Raw genomic sequence first — 15586 nt, forward strand, 5'->3', positions numbered from 1 at the left:
CCTCTGTTGAGGAGTGAACTGACGATGCGCACCGGCGTTATCGCAAAGAAAGTCGGGATGACCCGCCTCTTCCAGGAGGACGGACGGCACGTGCCTGTGACCGTTCTGTCGCTGGAAGATTGCCAGGTGGTCTCGCATCGCACCGAAGACCGCGACGGCTATTACGCCGTCCAGCTCGGCGCGGGCGAAGCCAAGCAGAAGAACGTTGCCAAGCCGCAGCGTGAACATTTCGCCAAGGCCGATGTCGGCCTGAAGAAGAAGGTCGCGGAATTCCGCGTGGACAGCGAAGATGCGCTCGTCCCCGTCGGTGCCACGATCAGCGCCGAACATTTCGTCGCGGGCCAGATGGTCGACATCACCGGCCACACGCAGGGCAAGGGCTTTGCGGGCGCGATGAAGCGCTGGGGCTTCGGCGGTATGCGCGCCACCCACGGCGTTTCGATCTCGCACCGTGCCCATGGTTCGACCGGTAACCGTCAGGATCCGGGCCGCGTGTTCAAGGGCAAGAAGATGGCCGGCCACATGGGCGACCGTCAGCGCACCCAGCAGAACCTCGAAATCGTCCGCACCGACGCCGAGCGCGGTCTGCTGTTCGTCAAGGGCTCGGTCCCGGGCGCGAAGAACGGCTGGCTGCTCGTGCGCGACGCGGTGAAGCTCAAGGCTCCGGCTGATCTGCCGTTCCCGGGTGCTGTGCTCGACAAGAACAAGGCTCCCGTCGCTGACGAGACCCCCGTGGCTGTCGAGGCTGTCGAAATCGACACCGCGGCCACCGAAGAAAACAAGGAAGGCTGAGCCATGAAGATCAAGGTTCAGAACATCGCAGGCGGCAAGGCCTCGGGCGACATCGAACTGTCGGATGACGTGTTCGGCATCGAGCCGCGCGCCGACATCCTGCACCGCGTCGTGACCTGGCAGCTCGAAAACCGCCGCGGCACCGCCCGCCCGACGCGCGAGCGTTCGGACGTGGCCCGCACCGGCAAGAAGTTCGGCAAGCAGAAGGGCGGCGGCACCGCCCGTCACGGCGACCGCGCGGCTCCGATCTTCATCGGCGGCGGTAAGGCCCACGGCGCCCGCAAGCGTGACTTCGAGCAGTCGCTCAACAAGAAGGTCCGTGCGCTGGGTCTCAAGATGGCGCTCTCGACCAAGGCCAAGAACGGCCTCGTCGTGGTCGACAGCCTCGAACTCGCCGACGCCAAGACCAAGGCGCTCAAGGGTCACCTCACCAAGGCCGGCCTGACCGGCAAGGTGCTGGTGATCGACGGCGAGCAGGTCGATGCGGGCTTCAAGAAGGCCGCCGGCAACCTGCCGGGCATCAACGTGCTCCCCGCGATCGGTGCCAATGTCTACGACATCCTCAACCACGACACCCTGGTGCTGACCAAGGCTGCGGTTGAAAAGCTGGAGGCGCGTTTCAATGGCTAAGAAGCAGACCGTCGACGCGCGTCACTACGATGTGATCATCGCGCCGCACATCACCGAAAAGTCGACCCTCGCGTCGGAAAACAACGCCGTGGTCTTCAAGGTCGCCAAGGACGCGACCAAGCCGCAGATCAAGGAAGCGATCGAGGCGATCTACGACAAGAAGGTCGTCGCCGTGAACACCCTGGTCCAGAAGGGCAAGACCAAGCGCTGGAAGGGCAAGGCCTACCAGCGTTCCGACGTGAAGAAGGCCATTGTCACCCTCGCCGAGGGTGAAATGATCGACATCACCAGCGGTATCTGAGGCCAAGGGACAGGAAACGAACAATGGCACTCAAGAACTACAAGCCGACCAGTCCCGCCCGTCGCGGCCTGATTCTGGTCGACAAGTCGGCGCTGTACAAGGGCAAGCCCGTCAAGGCTCTGACCGAAGGTAAGCGCAAGACCGGTGGCCGCAACAACAAGGGTCACGTCACCTCGCGCGGGATCGCCGGGGGCCACAAGCAGAAGTACCGCTTCATCGACTTCAAGCGTCGCAAGTGGGACATGCCGGCCACCGTCGAGCGTCTGGAATATGACCCCAACCGCACCGCCTTCATCGCGCTGGTGAAGTACGAAGACGGTGAGCAGGCCTACATCCTCGCGCCGCAGCGTCTTGCTGTCGGTGACCAGGTTGTGGCCGGCGAAAAGGTCGACACCAAGCCGGGCAACGCGATGCTGCTGGGTCAGATGCCGGTCGGCACGATCTGCCACAACGTCGAGATGAAGCCGGGCAAGGGTGGCCAGATCGCCCGTTCGGCCGGCACCTATGTGCAGGTCGTCGGCCGTGACCGCGCTTTCGTGATCGTCCGCCTCAACTCGGGCGAACAGCGTTACCTGCGCGCCGATTGCATGGGCACGGTGGGTGCGGTGTCGAACCCCGACAACGCCAACCAGAACTTTGCCAAGGCCGGCCGCTCGCGCTGGATGGGCAAGCGTCCGCTGACTCGCGGCGTTGCGAAGAACCCGGTCGACCACCCGCACGGTGGTGGTGAAGGCCGGACCTCCGGTGGTCGCCATCCGGTGACCCCGTGGGGCAAGCCGACCAAGGGTGCCCGCACGCGCCACAACAAGCAGACGGACAAGATGATCATCCGTTCGCGTCACGCGAAGAAGAAGAGGTAAGAGACGATGGCACGTTCCGTCTGGAAAGGTCCGTTTGTCGAGCTGAGCCTGCTCAAGAAGGCAGAAACGGCGCAGGAAACCACGAATGCCAAGCCGATCAAGACCTGGTCGCGGCGTTCGACGATCCTGCCGCAGTTCGTCGGGCTCACCTTCAATGTCTACAACGGGCACAAGTTCATTCCCGTTTCGGTTTCGGAAGAAATGGTCGGCCACAAGCTTGGTGAATTTGCGCCCACGCGCACCTTCCCCGGTCACGCTGCCGACAAGAAGGGCAAGCGCTAATGGGCAAGGCTAAGGCACCCCGCCGCGTGGGCGACAACGAGGCGCTGGCCGTCGGCACCACGATCCGTGGTTCGGCGCAGAAGCTCAACCTCGTTGCGGCCCTGATCCGTGGCAAGAAGGCCGAAGAGGCGATGAACATCCTCGCCTTTTCGAAGCGGGCGATGGCGCGCGATGCGAGCAAGGTGCTCGCTTCGGCGATCGCCAACGCTGAAAACAACCACAACCTCGATGTCGACGCGCTGATCGTCGCTGAAGCGAGCGTGGGCAAGTCGGTGACGATGAAGCGCTTCCACACCCGTGGTCGCGGCAAGTCGACCCGGATCCTCAAGCCGTTCTCGCGTCTGCGGATCGTCGTTCGCGAAGCAGAGGAGGCCTAAGATGGGTCAGAAGAGCAATCCGATCGGTCTGCGCCTGCAGATCAACCGCACCTGGGACAGCCGCTGGTACGCCGAAGGGCGTGACTATGCCCAGCTGCTCAAGGAAGACATCGCGATCCGCAAGTACATCATGAAGAACCTGCCGCAGGCGGCGGTTTCGAAGGTGGTGATCGAGCGTCCGGCCAAGCTGTGCCGCGTTTCGATCTTTGCGGCGCGTCCGGGTGTCATCATCGGCAAGAAGGGCGCGGACATCGAAAAGCTGCGCTCGAAGCTGGCGACCATGACCGCGAGCGACGTGAAGCTGAACATCGTCGAGATCCGCAAGCCGGAAATTGACGCGAAGCTCGTCGCGCAGGGCATTGCCGATCAGCTGGTGCGCCGCGTGGCGTTCCGCCGTGCGATGAAGCGCGCGGTGCAGTCGGCGCTGCGTCTGGGTGCCGAAGGCATCAAGATCGTGTGCGGTGGCCGTCTCGGCGGGGCGGAAATCGCCCGCGTCGAATGGTATCGCGAAGGCCGCGTGCCGCTTCACACCCTGCGTGCGAACATCGATTACGCCGAGACCGAGGCGCTGACCGCCTACGGGATCATCGGGATCAAGGTGTGGATCTTCAAGGGCGAGATCCTCGCTCACGATCCGACCGCGCAGGACCGCCTGATGATGGAAGCCCAGACTTCCGGCGTCCGTCCGGCTCGCTGAGGTAGATAGCCATGTTGCAACCGAAAAAGACCAAGTTCCGCAAGCAGTTCAAGGGCCGGATCAAGGGCGATGCCAAGGGCGGCACCACCCTGAACTTCGGTTCCTACGGGCTGAAGGCTCTGGAACCCGAGCGTGTCACCGCCCGCCAGATCGAAGCGGCTCGCCGTGCGATCACCCGCCACATCAAGCGTCAGGGTCGTCTCTGGATCCGCGTGTTCCCCGATGTGCCCGTGTCGAAGAAGCCTGCCGAAGTCCGTCAGGGTAAGGGCAAGGGTTCGGTCGAATACTGGGCTGCCAAGGTGAAGCCGGGCCGCATCCTGTTCGAACTCGACGGCGTTGCCGGCCCGCTGGCCGCTGAAGCGTTCGAGCGCGCAGCGATGAAGCTGCCGATCAAGACCAAGGTTGTCGCCCGTCTCGGCGACACCAGCCACCTGGGAGGCGAATAATGGCCGATATCGCGGACCTTCGCACCAAGACCGATGATCAGCTGACCGCCGAGCTCACCGAGCTCAAGCGCGAGCAGTTCAATCTGCGGTTCCAGGCTGCGACCAACCAGCTCGAGGCTCCCTCGCGCATCCGTCAGGTGCGCCGGACCATCGCGCAGATCAAGACGCTGCAGAGCGAGCGTGCGGCCAAGGCCGCCGCCGCCAAGGCGTAAGGAGTAAGCACAATGCCCAAGCGCATCCTCGTCGGGACTGTGACCTCCGACAAGACTGACAAGACCGTGACCGTGAAGGTCGAACGCAAGGTGCGTCACCCGCTCTACGGGAAGATCATCCGTCGTTCGAAGAAGTATCACGCGCACGACGAGCTGAACGAATACACCGTGGGTGACGTGGTGCGGATCGAAGAGACCCGCCCGATGTCGAAGACCAAGACCTGGATCGTCAAGGACCGGGTCGTGGCGGGTGGCGTGCAGGCGGTGGAAGCCGACCTCGACGTCGCAGCTGCCGGTAACTGAAACGTAGACGGAACTGCCGGGCCCCGGTCGGATCGGGCGTCCCGGTAAGCCAATGAGAAGGAAGACGGATCAATGATCCAGATGCAATCCAATCTCGACGTCGCGGACAACAGCGGCGCCAAGCGCGTCCAGTGCATCAAGGTGCTGGGTGGCTCGAAGCGTCGTACCGCAGGCGTTGGGGACGTGATCGTCGTCTCCATCAAGGAGGCGCAGCCGCGCACCAAGGTCAAGAAGGGTGACGTTCACCGTGCGGTGATCGTGCGCACCCGCAAGGACGTGCGTCGTCCGGATGGCACCGTCATCCGCTTCGACACCAACGCTGCGGTGCTCGTGAACAAGAACGAGGAGCCGATCGGCACCCGTATCTTTGGCCCGGTGGTGCGCGAACTGCGCGGCAAGGGCTTCATGAAGATCATCTCGCTCGCGCCGGAGGTGCTGTAATGGCCGCCGCTAAGATCAAGAAGGGTGACAGCGTCGTCGTGCTGTCGGGCAAGGACAAGGGCCGCACCGGTACGGTCGCTCAGGTCATGCCGAAGGACGGCAAAGTCGTTGTCGATGGCGTCAACATCGTCGCCCGTCACCGCAAGCCCAGCCAGGCCAACCCTCAGGGTGGCATCGATCGCTTCGCCGCGCCGATGGCCATTTCGAAGGTTGCTCTCGCTGATCCCAAGACCGGCAAGGCCACCCGCGTCCGCTTCGAAATGAAGGACGGCAAGAAGGTGCGCGTTGCTGTCAAGAGTGGGGAGACCATCGATGGCTGATTACACCGCCCGGATGAAGGCCAAGTACGATAACGAAATCGTCAAGGCCATGACCGAGAAGTTCGGCTACAAGAACCGCATGGAAGTGCCCAAGCTCGAGAAGATCACGCTCAACATGGGCGTAGGCGAGGCGAGCCAGGACAAGAAGAAGGTTCAGACCGCCGCCGAGGAAATGGCGCTGATCGCCGGCCAGAAGCCGGTCATCACCATCGCCAAGAAGTCGATCGCGCAGTTCAAGCTGCGTGAAGGCATGCCGATCGGCTGCAAGGTGACTCTGCGCCGTGAGCGGATGTACGAATTTCTCGACCGTCTCGTCACTGTCGCCATGCCGCGCATCCGCGACTTCCGCGGGCTGAACGCCAAGTCGTTCGACGGCCGCGGCAACTACGCGATGGGGCTGAAGGAACAGATCGTGTTCCCCGAGATCAGCTACGACAAGATCGAGAAGGTGCGTGGGATGGACATCATCGTCACCACCACCGCCAAGACCGACGAAGAGGCGCGCGAGCTGCTGCGTCTTTTCGGCTTCCCCTTCGCGGGCGAAGCCAAGACCGAACAGAAGGAAGCGGCGTAAGCCGCCTCCCGTTAGTGACACGAAAGCAGAGAGCTTAAGTCCATGGCGAAACTGAGTTCCATCAACAAGAATGAGCGTCGCAAGAAGCTCGTCAAGCAGTACGCTGCGAAGTACGAGAAGCTGAAGGCGATTGCCGATGATGAAAGCCTCGACGAGACCGAGCGCCTCATGGCCCGGCTCAAGATGGCCGAGCTTCCGCGCAACGCGAACCCGACCCGGGTGCGCAACCGTTGCGCCACCACCGGCCGCCCCCGCGGCTATTACCGCAAGTTCGGCATCAACCGTATCGAACTGCGCGACCTCGGCAACAAGGGCCTGATTCCGGGCCTGACCAAGTCGAGCTGGTGAGGACAAGACAATGGCAATGACCGATCCTCTGGGTGATATGCTCACCCGCATCCGCAACGGCCAGCGCGCCAAGAAGGACTCCGTCCTGACCCCGGCGAGCAACCTGCGTGCAAGCGTGCTCGAAGTGCTTCAGCGTGAAGGCTACATCCGTGGCTTCAGCGAAGACAATTCGGGCAAGCACAAGGCGCTGCGAATTGAACTGAAGTATTTCGAAGGCGAGCCCGCGATCAAGCACGTGGCGCGCGTTTCGAAGCCCGGCCGCCGCGTTTACTCGGGTTCCAAGGAACTTCCGACGATCCGCAACGGCCTTGGCATCACCATCGTCTCGACGCCGCGCGGCGTGCTTTCGGATGCCGAAGCGCGCAGCCACAACGTCGGTGGCGAAGTGCTGGCGGAGGTGTTCTGATGAGCCGCATCGGTAAGAAGCCGGTCGCGATCCCCGGTGGGGTGACGGCCAGCATCGAGAATGGCACGCTCAGCGTGAAGGGGCCCAAGGGCACCCTCACCATGGGCCTGTCCGATCTCATCACCTATTCGCTTGGCGAAGGTGAGATTTCGGTCAAGCCGGCCAACGACAGCAAGCAGGCCCGCGCTTTCTGGGGTATGCAGCGCACGCTGGTGTCGAACCTGGTGGAAGGCGTCAGCGCCGGCTTCACCAAGGTGCTCGTCATCAAGGGTGTTGGCTACCGTGCCAATGCGCAGGGTTCGACCCTGAAGCTGCAGCTCGGCTACAGCCACGATGTCGATCTGCCTGTGCCCGCCGGTCTTGAGGTGAAGACCCCGGATCAGACCACGATCGAGATTTCCGGCACCGACAAGCAGGCCGTCGGCCAGTTTGCCGCCGAGATCCGCCGTTGGCGCAAGCCCGAGCCCTACAAGGGCAAGGGGATTGCCTACAAGGGCGAGTTTATCTTCCGCAAGGAAGGGAAGAAGAGATAAGATGGCAAAGCTTTCCCTTTTCGAACGTCGCCGTCGCCGGGTTCGCACTGCGCTTCGTGCGCGTGCCGGTGGCAAGCCCCGTCTGTCCGTGCATCGCACCGGCCGTCACATCTACGCCCAGATCATCGACGATGCGGCCGGCAAGACCGTTGCTGCCGCTTCGACGCTTGGCGCTAAGACCAGCGGCGCGAACGTCGATGCCGCTGCCGAAGTCGGCAAGGCGATCGCCGAGGCCGCCAAGAAGGCTGGCGTGACGACTGTCGTGTTCGATCGCGGCGGGTTCCTGTTCCATGGCCGCGTCAAGGCGCTGGCCGATGCCGCCCGTGAAGGCGGGCTGGAGTTCTGATCATGGCTGACGAAAACACCATCGAAACCCCGGACGTTGCCGGCGACATCGGCGGCGACGCCGGTGAGGCGCAGGGTCGTCGTGGCCGGGGCCGTGGCGGCAACCGCGAAGGCGGCGAAGGCCGCGGTCGTGGTCGCGGGGGTCGTGACGACCGTCGCGGGCCCAAGCAGGAAGAAGATGACGGCATCATCGAGAAGCTGGTGCACATCAACCGCGTCTCCAAGACCGTGAAGGGCGGCAAGCGCTTCGGCTTTGCTGCGCTCGTGGTTGTCGGCGACGGCCAGGGCCGCGTCGGCTTTGGCCACGGCAAGGCGCGCGAAGTGCCCGAAGCGATCACCAAGGCGACCGCTTCGGCGCGCAAGAAGATGATCCGCGTTCCGCTCAAGGAAGGCCGCACCCTGCACCATGACGGCAATGGCCGTTTCGGCGCGGGCAAGGTGACCGTCCGCACCGCGCCTCCGGGGACCGGCATCATCGCCGGCGGTCCGATGCGCGCCGTGTTCGAGAGCCTCGGCGTTGCCGACGTGGTGACCAAGTCGGTCGGCACCTCGAACCCCTACAACATGATCCGCGCCACCTTCGACGCGCTCTCGGACCAGACTTCGCCGAAGTCTGTCGCCCAGCGTCGCGGCAAGAAGGTTGCCGACCTCCTGGGTCGCGGCGGGGCCAGCGCAGCCGAGGCGGAAGCCGACGCTGCCGCGATTGCGGAGTAATCCCAGATGGCTACCATCAAGATCAAGCAGATCGGCTCGCCGATCCGTCGCCCCGCCAGCCAGCGCCAGATCCTCATCGGTCTGGGGCTGAACAAGATGCACAAGATCGTCGAGCGTCAGGACACCCCCGAGGTGCGCGGCGCGATCGCCAAGATCCCGCATCTGGTGCAGGTGATCGACTAAAACCAGGCAAGGCCCCGCTAAGTCGGGGCCTTCCTTTCTCTCAGCGCGACAAAAGCGAAAGCGAGTGCACACAATGAAACTGAATGACATCCGCGACAATGCCGGCGCCCGCAAGGGCCGCATCCGTGTCGGCCGTGGTATCGGCTCGGGCAAGGGCAAGACCTCGGCACGCGGTCAGAAGGGCCAGAAGGCCCGTTCGGGCGTGGCCATCAAGGGCTTCGAAGGCGGCCAGATGCCGCTCCACATGCGCCTGCCGAAGCGCGGCTTCAACAATCCCTTCGCCAAGGACTACGCCGAAGTGAACATCGGCATGATCCAGAAGTTCATCGACGCCGGCAAGCTCGATGCCAAGGCGACCGTGACCGAAGACGCGCTGCGTGCAGCGGGTCTGGTGCGCGGCGGCAAGGACGGCGTGCGTCTGCTCGGCAAGGGTGAGATCACCGCCAAGGTTGCCTTCGCCGTCACCGGCGCGACCAAGGGCGCGATTGCCGCGGTCGAAAAGGCCGGCGGCAGCGTTGAAGTGGCCCCGGCCGCGACGCCCGAGCACGAAAAGAAGCTCGCCCGCCGCGACGCCAACAAGGCGGCACGCGCGAAGTAATCGACAAAAGGTGGCGCGCGGGGGTTCGACAAGAGCCCCCGCGCTCCCTATTTACGCTCCCGCGCGCCGCAGCGACTTCGATCAGGGGTCGGTCTGGCACCAAGTCAGGCGCGCGATGATGGGTTCGGGAAGGGCGACAAGCGGTCGCCAGCGCCGGATCAAGAGCTAGGATCGACAGAACGACATGGCATCACGCGCCGACAATATCGCGAGCAACCTGAACCTCGGCAATTTCGCCAAGGCGACCGAGCTCAAGCAGCGCATCTGGTTCACCATCGGGGCGCTGATTGTCTTCCGCTTCCTGAGCTTCGTGCCGCTGCCGGGTGTCAATCCGCTTATCCTGAGCGAGCTCTACAGCCAGACCCGCGGCGGGATCCTCGATCTTTTCAACGCCTTTTCGGGCGGTAGCCTTGAGCGCATGAGCCTCATCGCGCTCGGCGTGATGCCCTATATCACCGCCTCGATCGTGGTGCAGATGGCCTCGGCGCTGCACCCGGCACTTCAGGCGCTGAAGAAGGAAGGCGCGAGCGGGCGGCAGAAGCTCAATCAGTACACCCGTTACGGCGCGGTGCTTCTCTGCGCGATCCAGGGTTATTTCCTTGCCGTGGGGCTTGAAAGCTTCGCCTCGCAGCAGGGACTGCAAGCGGTCGTCGATCCGGGCTACCTGTTCCGCATCGTCGCCGTGATCAACCTCGTTGGCGGCACCATGTTCCTGCTGTGGTTGGGTGAGCAGATCACCAGCCGCGGGATCGGGAACGGCATTTCGCTGATCATCATGGCGGGCATCGTCGCCCAGTTCCCGAGCTTCGGTTCCAACCTGTTCGAAGGTGGCCGCACGGGGGCGATCTCGTCTTTCGTGATCATCGGCTTCATCGCCATGGTGGTGGCGCTTATCCTGCTGATCGCCTTCATGGAGCGCGCCCAGCGCCGCTTGACGATCCAGTATCCCAAGCGCGCGACCCAGCGCGGGATGATGCAGGCGGAGCGTTCCTACCTGCCGCTCAAGATCAACACCGCCGGCGTGATCCCCCCGATCTTTGCGAGCTCGCTGCTGCTCCTGCCGCTCACGATCACGCAGTTCGCGGGCAACTCGGTCGATACCAACAGCCAGTTCTACACGGTGCTGCAGGCGCTCAACCAGTATCTGGCGCATGGCCAGCCGCTCTACATGACGCTCTATGCGATCGGCATCATCTTCTTCTGCTTCTTCTACACGGCGGTTGTCTTCAACCCGGAGGAGACGGCGGATAACCTGAAGAAGAACGGCGGCTCGATCCCCGGAATCCGTCCGGGCAAGCGGACTGCGGACTATCTGGAATATGTTCTCACCCGCATCACGGTGATCGGCGCGCTCTACCTGACCCTGGTTTGCGTGCTGCCCGAATACATGATCGCGCAGACCAAGATTCCGCTGTTCCTCGGCGGCACGAGCCTGCTCATCGTGGTCAACGTGACGGTCGATACCATCAGCCAGATCCAGTCACATCTGCTGGCGCTGCAATATGGCGATCTCATCAAGAAGGCCAAGCTCAAGGGACGGATGCGCTGATATCCGACAATAGTCGGCTTGACGCGGCTCGCCTGTTGGTTGAACCCACTTGTCTGAAAGCATACGCCGCGGCCAGAACCGGGGTGATTATGGGGGACGGTTCGTGAATATCATTCTTCTTGGTCCTCCGGGCGCAGGCAAGGGCACGCAAAGCGCAGGCTTGGTGGAGCGGCACGGGATGCGCCAGCTTTCCACGGGCGATATGCTGCGCGCGGCGGTCAAGGCCGGCACGCCCGTCGGTCTCAAGGCCAAGGCCGTGATGGAGCGCGGTGAACTGGTCTCGGATGAGATCGTCTCCGACCTGATCGATGCCGAGCTGGCCGCAATGGGCCCTGAAACCGGCGCGATTTTCGACGGCTATCCGCGCACCGCAGCGCAGGCGGATTCGCTCGATGCGATCCTGGCGCGCAATGGCCGGAGCCTCGATCATGTGATCGAGCTTGAAGTGAACGAGGATGCGCTGGTCGAGCGGATCACGGGGCGCTTTTCCTGCGGCAACTGCGGCGCGCTCTACCACGACACGGCCAATCCGCCTGCCAAGGAAGGCGTGTGCGACACCTGCGGCAGCACCGAGTTCAAGCGTCGTCCGGACGATAACGAGGAAACCGTCCGGATGCGGATGCAGGAATACCGCGCCAAGACCGCACCGATCCTGCCCGGATATGAAGCCCGCGGGATTGTGACCCGGGTCGACGGGATGGCGGCGATCGATACGGTCGCCAATCAGATCGACGCGATCCTCAAGGGCTGAAGGCAGGCGGCAGGCCTCTTGCAGCGGCCGTGTTTTTCGCGCAGCCTTGCCTGCGATGAAGGCGCTTGGGAGGTTGTTCGATGAAGGCGGAATTGAAGGCGGCCAGTGCGGCGCTGCTCGCGGCGGGTCTTGCTTTTTGCGCGCCTGCTTCGGCTGAGGTCACGCGGGCCACCGACACCAGCTTTGTCTCGCGCCATGAGGTGATTGTTAAGGCCAGTCCCAAGGACGTGTGGCTGGCGCTGATCTCTCCGGCTGACTGGTGGACATCCGAACATACCTGGTCAGGCGATGCCAAGAACCTGTCGCTCATGCCCAAGGCTGGTGGGTGTTTCTGCGAGACGATCCCCGAAGTCGACGAGCCGGGCCGCTTTACGCTCGAAGGCAGCGTCGAGCATATGCGCGTGGTGCAAGCCTATCCAGAAACCGCGTTGCGGATGGTCGGCGCTTTGGGGCCACTTCAAAGCGAGCCGGTGAGTGGCGTGCTGACGATCGCGATCAGCAAGACTCCTAAGGGCACGCGGATTGTCTGGGAGTATAATGTCGGCGGGCCGATGCGTTATGAGGTGCCGGTCATTTCCAAGGCAGTGGACGGGGTGATGGGCGCGCAGCTCATGGCGCTGGCCAAGCCACTTGAGGTGGTCGAAGTGCCGGCACCCCCGCCGCCGCCTGCGCCCACGCCGCAGCCCGCCGCTGCGCCGCCGCCTGCTGTGCCCGGCGCTTCGGCTTCCACGGCGCCTGCGAAGACACCGTCAGGCCAGACGCAAGCGACACCCGCACCCAAGGCCGGCGCTGTGCCTGCGCCAGTGGAGCCAAAGCCGGTGAGTGCGCCTGCGGCCAAGCCAACAGCACCCACGCCTGCTCCGGCAGCCAAGCCTGCAGCCAAACCCGAGACGAAGCCGGCAACCAAATCGCCGTCGGTGGCAGAGGCCTTCGGTGACCTTGCGGACAAGCCGCCCAAGCGCTGATTACTGGCCAGATCGCGTTACGCAGCACAGGGCGTTGTTCTGTTGAAACGCAAGCCGCCAAGGGTGAGATCACCCGGCAAGGGCGCTGGCGGTTGACGGCCCGCGCGAATCAGCCTATGCGCGCGCCTCATTCGACACGTTCGAACCAAGTTCGGCAGGCATCGCCTTGCGCGTGCCGACCGGACTTTTTGCCGTTTGTGCACTTGCGACCTGCAGGCCACTCGGCAAGCGAACACGAGAATGAATTGAGCGTTGAGATAGGGGTGGCCCACCGATGGCCTCAAGCCCCTGTGGAGCATGGAGAAATAAGTGGCTCGTATTGCCGGGGTCAATATCCCCACCAACAAGCGCGTGATCATCGCGCTGACCTATATTCACGGTATTGGTCGTACCACCGCCGTCCAGATTGCTGACAAGCTGGGCATTGCGCACACCGCGCGCGTTCAGGATCTCTCGGATGAGGAAATCCTGCGCATCCGTGAAACCATCGATGCCGATTTCACCGTGGAAGGCGACCTGCGTCGCAACACCGCGATGAACATCAAGCGCCTGATGGATTTGCGCGCCTATCGCGGCCTGCGTCACCGTGCGGGTCTGCCCGTCCGTGGTCAGCGCACTCACACCAACGCCCGCACCCGCAAGGGCAAGGCCAAGCCCATCGCGGGCAAGAAGAAGTAAGCCAGCGGGACTTCCGCACAGGCTTTTTCCTTCTGACGAGCACAAGGACAATCTAAGATGGCACGCGAACCAGGCCGTATCCGGCGCCGTGACAAGAAGAACATCACCAGCGGCGTTGCGCACATCAACGCCAGCTTCAACAACACCATGATCACCATCACCGATGCACAGGGCAACGCCATTTCGTGGTCGTCGGCCGGCATGATGGGCTTCAAGGGCAGCCGCAAGTCGACCCCCTATGCCGCTCAGGTGGCAGCGGACGATGCCGGCAAGAAGGCCGCCGAACATGGCGTGCGCACGCTCGAAGTCGAAGTGAAGGGCCCGGGTTCGGGGCGCGAAAGCGCGCTGCGGGGTCTTGCAGCTGTCGGTTTCAACATTACTTCGATCCGCGACGTTACGCCGATCCCGCACAACGGCGTTCGTCCCTCCAAGCGTCGCCGCGTCTGATCCGCCGGGATGGCGGGGGTGCGTGTCGCCTCCGCCGCCCGAACGGGTCTGATGCCGCGTCGCTGCTGCGCATCCGGCCCGCCCAAATTTGAACCGCCCACAAGGCGAATTAGGGGAAATCCATGTCCGTCAACACCAAGAACTGGCAGGAACTCAAGAAACCCAACTCCCTGGAAATCAAGGATGGCGGCGATCGTCAACGCAAGGCGACCTTCGTGGCCGAACCGCTCGAGCGGGGCTTCGGCCTGACGCTCGGCAATGCGCTGCGCCGCGTGCTCCTGTCGAGCCTGCAGGGCGCCGCGATCACCTCGATCAAGATCGAGAACGTGCTGCACGAATTCTCGTCGCTCGCCGGCGTGCGTGAAGACGTCACCGACATCGTCCTGAACGTCAAGCAGATCGCGCTCAAGATGGAAGGCGAAGGGCCGAAGCGGCTCCAGCTTTCGGCGACCGGCCCGGGCGAAGTGCGCGCGGGTGACATTGCCGTCACCGGCGACATCGAGGTGATGAACAAGAACCTCGTGATCTGCCACCTCGATGAAGGCGCGACGCTCAACATGGAGCTGACCGCGGACACCGGCAAGGGCTATGCGCCGGCTGTGCAGAACCGTCCGGTCGATGCGCCGATCGGTCTGATCCCGGTCGACTCGCTCTACTCGCCCGTGCGTCAGGTGAGCTACAAGGTCGAGAACGCCCGCGTCGGGCAGGAGCTTGACTATGACAAGCTCTCGCTGACCGTCGAGACCGATGGCACCGTCACCCCGGAAGACGCCGTGGCCTATGCTGCGCGCATCCTTCAGGACCAGCTGACGCTGTTCGTCCACTTCGAAGACGGCATCCCGCAGCCGGTCGGCCAGATGATCGGCCATGCCGTGCAGCCGGAAGAAAGCGACGCCAACCAGCTCAACCGTTACCTTCTCAAGAAGGTGGACGAGCTGGAACTGTCGGTGCGTTCGGCCAACTGCCTCAAGAACGACAACATCATCTACATCGGCGATCTGGTCCAGAAGACCGAAGCCGAGATGCTGCGCACGCCGAACTTCGGCCGCAAGTCGCTCAACGAGATCAAGGAAGTGCTCTCCTCGATGGGTCTGCGCCTCGGCATGGACATCCCGGGCTGGCCGCCCGAGAACATCGAAGAGATGGCCAAGAAGCTCGAGCAGGAGCTGCTCGGCTGATCACCACTGTCATCCCCGCGAAAGCGGGGATCCAGTGCCTAGCCGCTCTAGGTTCCCGCTTTCGCGGGAATGACAATTCAGGGAAGGTCGGACCCTTTTCGACCAGCACTGGGGTACCTGAAACGGCCCCTTTTCGAACGGAGTAAGAAGAATGCGTCATGGTATTTCGGGCCGCAAGCTTGGCCGCAAGACGGGTCACCGTCACGCGCTGCTGCGCAACCTCGCGGCTGCGCTAATCAAGCACGAGCAGATCACCACCACTCTGCCCAAGGCCAAGGAACTGCGTCCCTATGTCGAAAAGCTGATCACGCTGGCCAAGCGTGGCGGTCTTTCGAACCGTCGTCTCGCCATGAGCCGTCTGGGTGACGAGACCCAGCTGAAGAAGCTCTTCGAAGTGCTCGCCGAGCGCTACAGCGACCGTGAAGGCGGTTACACCCGCGTGCTGCGCGCCGGTGTGCGCGCGGGCGATGCGGTGCAGATGGCGATCATCGAATTTGTCGATCGTGACGAAGATGCCAAGGGTCAGGATTCTGGCCCGGTGCAGTCGGAAGACGAATACGAAGACGCGTAAGCCGCGCTTCGACGAACGTATCAGAAGGGCCGCCCGAAACATTCGGGTGGCCCTTTTCTTTTGTGCGCGCCAGCCTAGGCTGTGC

27 protein-coding genes are annotated in these 15586 nt (G+C 63.3%); all 27 read left to right on the forward strand.

The genetic code is table 11. The features are described 5' to 3' along the window. The first annotated feature begins 24 nt into the window (after positions 1 to 24). Positions 25 to 792: a 50S ribosomal protein L3 gene (gene rplC, locus PS060_RS12050; RefSeq protein ID WP_273983456.1), complete on the forward strand. Its 768-nt coding sequence runs from the start codon at positions 25 to 27 to the stop codon at positions 790 to 792. 3 nt (positions 793 to 795) lie between these two features. Further along, positions 796 to 1422: a 50S ribosomal protein L4 gene (gene rplD / locus PS060_RS12055; RefSeq protein ID WP_273983457.1), complete on the forward strand. Its 627-nt coding sequence runs from the start codon at positions 796 to 798 to the stop codon at positions 1420 to 1422. Further along, on the forward strand, positions 1415 to 1723 hold the full coding sequence (locus tag PS060_RS12060; protein WP_267619807.1) for a 50S ribosomal protein L23: 309 nt from the start codon (positions 1415 to 1417) through the stop codon (positions 1721 to 1723). The genes rplD and PS060_RS12060 overlap by 8 nt, the downstream gene beginning before the upstream one ends. Positions 1724 to 1746: 23 nt before the next feature. After that, on the forward strand, positions 1747 to 2583 hold the full coding sequence (rplB, locus tag PS060_RS12065) for a 50S ribosomal protein L2 (RefSeq protein ID WP_086739454.1): 837 nt from the start codon (positions 1747 to 1749) through the stop codon (positions 2581 to 2583). Between the two features lie 6 nt (positions 2584 to 2589). After that, the gene (rpsS, locus tag PS060_RS12070) at positions 2590 to 2865 is read left to right on the forward strand and encodes a 30S ribosomal protein S19 (RefSeq protein WP_088914647.1); all 276 of its coding nucleotides are present in this window, start codon (positions 2590 to 2592) and stop codon (positions 2863 to 2865) included. Then, positions 2865 to 3242, forward strand: a complete 378-nt coding sequence (rplV, locus tag PS060_RS12075; RefSeq protein WP_069310550.1) for a 50S ribosomal protein L22 — start codon at positions 2865 to 2867, stop codon at positions 3240 to 3242. Before rpsS ends, rplV begins: the two co-directional genes overlap by 1 nt. Position 3243: 1 nt before the next feature. After that, positions 3244 to 3939: a 30S ribosomal protein S3 gene (rpsC, locus tag PS060_RS12080; RefSeq protein WP_273983460.1), complete on the forward strand. Its 696-nt coding sequence runs from the start codon at positions 3244 to 3246 to the stop codon at positions 3937 to 3939. Positions 3940 to 3950: 11 nt separating this feature from the next. After that, the gene (gene rplP / locus PS060_RS12085) at positions 3951 to 4385 is read left to right on the forward strand and encodes a 50S ribosomal protein L16 (protein WP_017665138.1); all 435 of its coding nucleotides are present in this window, start codon (positions 3951 to 3953) and stop codon (positions 4383 to 4385) included. Beyond that, positions 4385 to 4597: a 50S ribosomal protein L29 gene (gene rpmC / locus PS060_RS12090; protein ID WP_069310547.1), complete on the forward strand. Its 213-nt coding sequence runs from the start codon at positions 4385 to 4387 to the stop codon at positions 4595 to 4597. The genes rplP and rpmC overlap by 1 nt, the downstream gene beginning before the upstream one ends. A 12-nt stretch (positions 4598 to 4609) precedes the next feature. Next, a complete protein-coding gene (gene rpsQ / locus PS060_RS12095; protein ID WP_273983462.1) occupies positions 4610 to 4900 on the forward strand; it encodes a 30S ribosomal protein S17 in 291 nt (96 codons plus the stop codon). A gap of 72 nt (positions 4901 to 4972) precedes the next feature. Then, positions 4973 to 5341 carry a 50S ribosomal protein L14 gene (gene rplN, locus PS060_RS12100; protein WP_017665135.1) on the forward strand — a complete coding sequence of 123 codons (369 nt, stop codon included), beginning with the start codon at positions 4973 to 4975 and terminating at the stop codon, positions 5339 to 5341. Beyond that, the gene (rplX, locus tag PS060_RS12105) at positions 5341 to 5661 is read left to right on the forward strand and encodes a 50S ribosomal protein L24 (protein WP_273983464.1); all 321 of its coding nucleotides are present in this window, start codon (positions 5341 to 5343) and stop codon (positions 5659 to 5661) included. Before rplN ends, rplX begins: the two co-directional genes overlap by 1 nt. Next, positions 5654 to 6235, forward strand: a complete 582-nt coding sequence (gene rplE / locus PS060_RS12110; RefSeq protein WP_267619824.1) for a 50S ribosomal protein L5 — start codon at positions 5654 to 5656, stop codon at positions 6233 to 6235. Before rplX ends, rplE begins: the two co-directional genes overlap by 8 nt. A 42-nt stretch (positions 6236 to 6277) precedes the next feature. Next, positions 6278 to 6583 (forward strand): 30S ribosomal protein S14, encoded by a 306-nt coding sequence (rpsN, locus tag PS060_RS12115; RefSeq protein WP_273983466.1) that lies wholly within the window; start codon positions 6278 to 6280, stop codon positions 6581 to 6583. A 10-nt stretch (positions 6584 to 6593) separates the two neighbouring features. Next, entirely contained in the window at positions 6594 to 6989 is a 396-nt protein-coding gene (gene rpsH, locus PS060_RS12120; protein ID WP_273983468.1) for a 30S ribosomal protein S8, read from the forward strand. Continuing rightward, the gene (gene rplF / locus PS060_RS12125; RefSeq protein ID WP_273983470.1) at positions 6989 to 7522 is read left to right on the forward strand and encodes a 50S ribosomal protein L6; all 534 of its coding nucleotides are present in this window, start codon (positions 6989 to 6991) and stop codon (positions 7520 to 7522) included. The genes rpsH and rplF overlap by 1 nt, the downstream gene beginning before the upstream one ends. 1 nt (position 7523) lies before the next feature. Next, positions 7524 to 7868 carry a 50S ribosomal protein L18 gene (gene rplR / locus PS060_RS12130; protein ID WP_104942665.1) on the forward strand — a complete coding sequence of 115 codons (345 nt, stop codon included), beginning with the start codon at positions 7524 to 7526 and terminating at the stop codon, positions 7866 to 7868. A gap of 2 nt (positions 7869 to 7870) precedes the next feature. Then, positions 7871 to 8581: a 30S ribosomal protein S5 gene (rpsE, locus tag PS060_RS12135; protein WP_273983473.1), complete on the forward strand. Its 711-nt coding sequence runs from the start codon at positions 7871 to 7873 to the stop codon at positions 8579 to 8581. 6 nt (positions 8582 to 8587) lie between these two features. Next, a complete protein-coding gene (gene rpmD / locus PS060_RS12140; RefSeq protein WP_017665127.1) occupies positions 8588 to 8764 on the forward strand; it encodes a 50S ribosomal protein L30 in 177 nt (58 codons plus the stop codon). 73 nt (positions 8765 to 8837) lie between these two features. Beyond that, positions 8838 to 9362, forward strand: a complete 525-nt coding sequence (rplO, locus tag PS060_RS12145) for a 50S ribosomal protein L15 (RefSeq protein ID WP_273983476.1) — start codon at positions 8838 to 8840, stop codon at positions 9360 to 9362. Positions 9363 to 9546: 184 nt separating this feature from the next. Further along, a complete protein-coding gene (gene secY, locus PS060_RS12150) occupies positions 9547 to 10911 on the forward strand; it encodes a preprotein translocase subunit SecY (protein ID WP_273983477.1) in 1365 nt (454 codons plus the stop codon). A gap of 103 nt (positions 10912 to 11014) precedes the next feature. Beyond that, complete coding sequence (locus PS060_RS12155) at positions 11015 to 11662, forward strand: adenylate kinase (RefSeq protein WP_273983478.1); 648 nt, start codon at positions 11015 to 11017, stop codon at positions 11660 to 11662. 80 nt (positions 11663 to 11742) lie between these two features. Next, entirely contained in the window at positions 11743 to 12627 is an 885-nt protein-coding gene (locus PS060_RS12160) for an SRPBCC family protein (protein ID WP_273983480.1), read from the forward strand. Positions 12628 to 12936: 309 nt separating this feature from the next. Continuing rightward, positions 12937 to 13305 carry a 30S ribosomal protein S13 gene (gene rpsM / locus PS060_RS12165; RefSeq protein WP_273983481.1) on the forward strand — a complete coding sequence of 123 codons (369 nt, stop codon included), beginning with the start codon at positions 12937 to 12939 and terminating at the stop codon, positions 13303 to 13305. A gap of 57 nt (positions 13306 to 13362) precedes the next feature. Continuing rightward, positions 13363 to 13752: a 30S ribosomal protein S11 gene (gene rpsK / locus PS060_RS12170; RefSeq protein ID WP_017666383.1), complete on the forward strand. Its 390-nt coding sequence runs from the start codon at positions 13363 to 13365 to the stop codon at positions 13750 to 13752. A 122-nt stretch (positions 13753 to 13874) separates the two neighbouring features. Beyond that, positions 13875 to 14930 (forward strand): DNA-directed RNA polymerase subunit alpha, encoded by a 1056-nt coding sequence (locus tag PS060_RS12175; RefSeq protein WP_273983482.1) that lies wholly within the window; start codon positions 13875 to 13877, stop codon positions 14928 to 14930. 151 nt (positions 14931 to 15081) lie between these two features. Further along, positions 15082 to 15501 (forward strand): 50S ribosomal protein L17, encoded by a 420-nt coding sequence (gene rplQ, locus PS060_RS12180; RefSeq protein ID WP_273983484.1) that lies wholly within the window; start codon positions 15082 to 15084, stop codon positions 15499 to 15501. The last annotated feature ends 85 nt before the right edge of the window (positions 15502 to 15586 follow it).

This window comes from Erythrobacter sp. BLCC-B19, assembly GCF_028621955.1.
In the GTDB taxonomy this organism is placed as follows: domain Bacteria; phylum Pseudomonadota; class Alphaproteobacteria; order Sphingomonadales; family Sphingomonadaceae; genus Erythrobacter.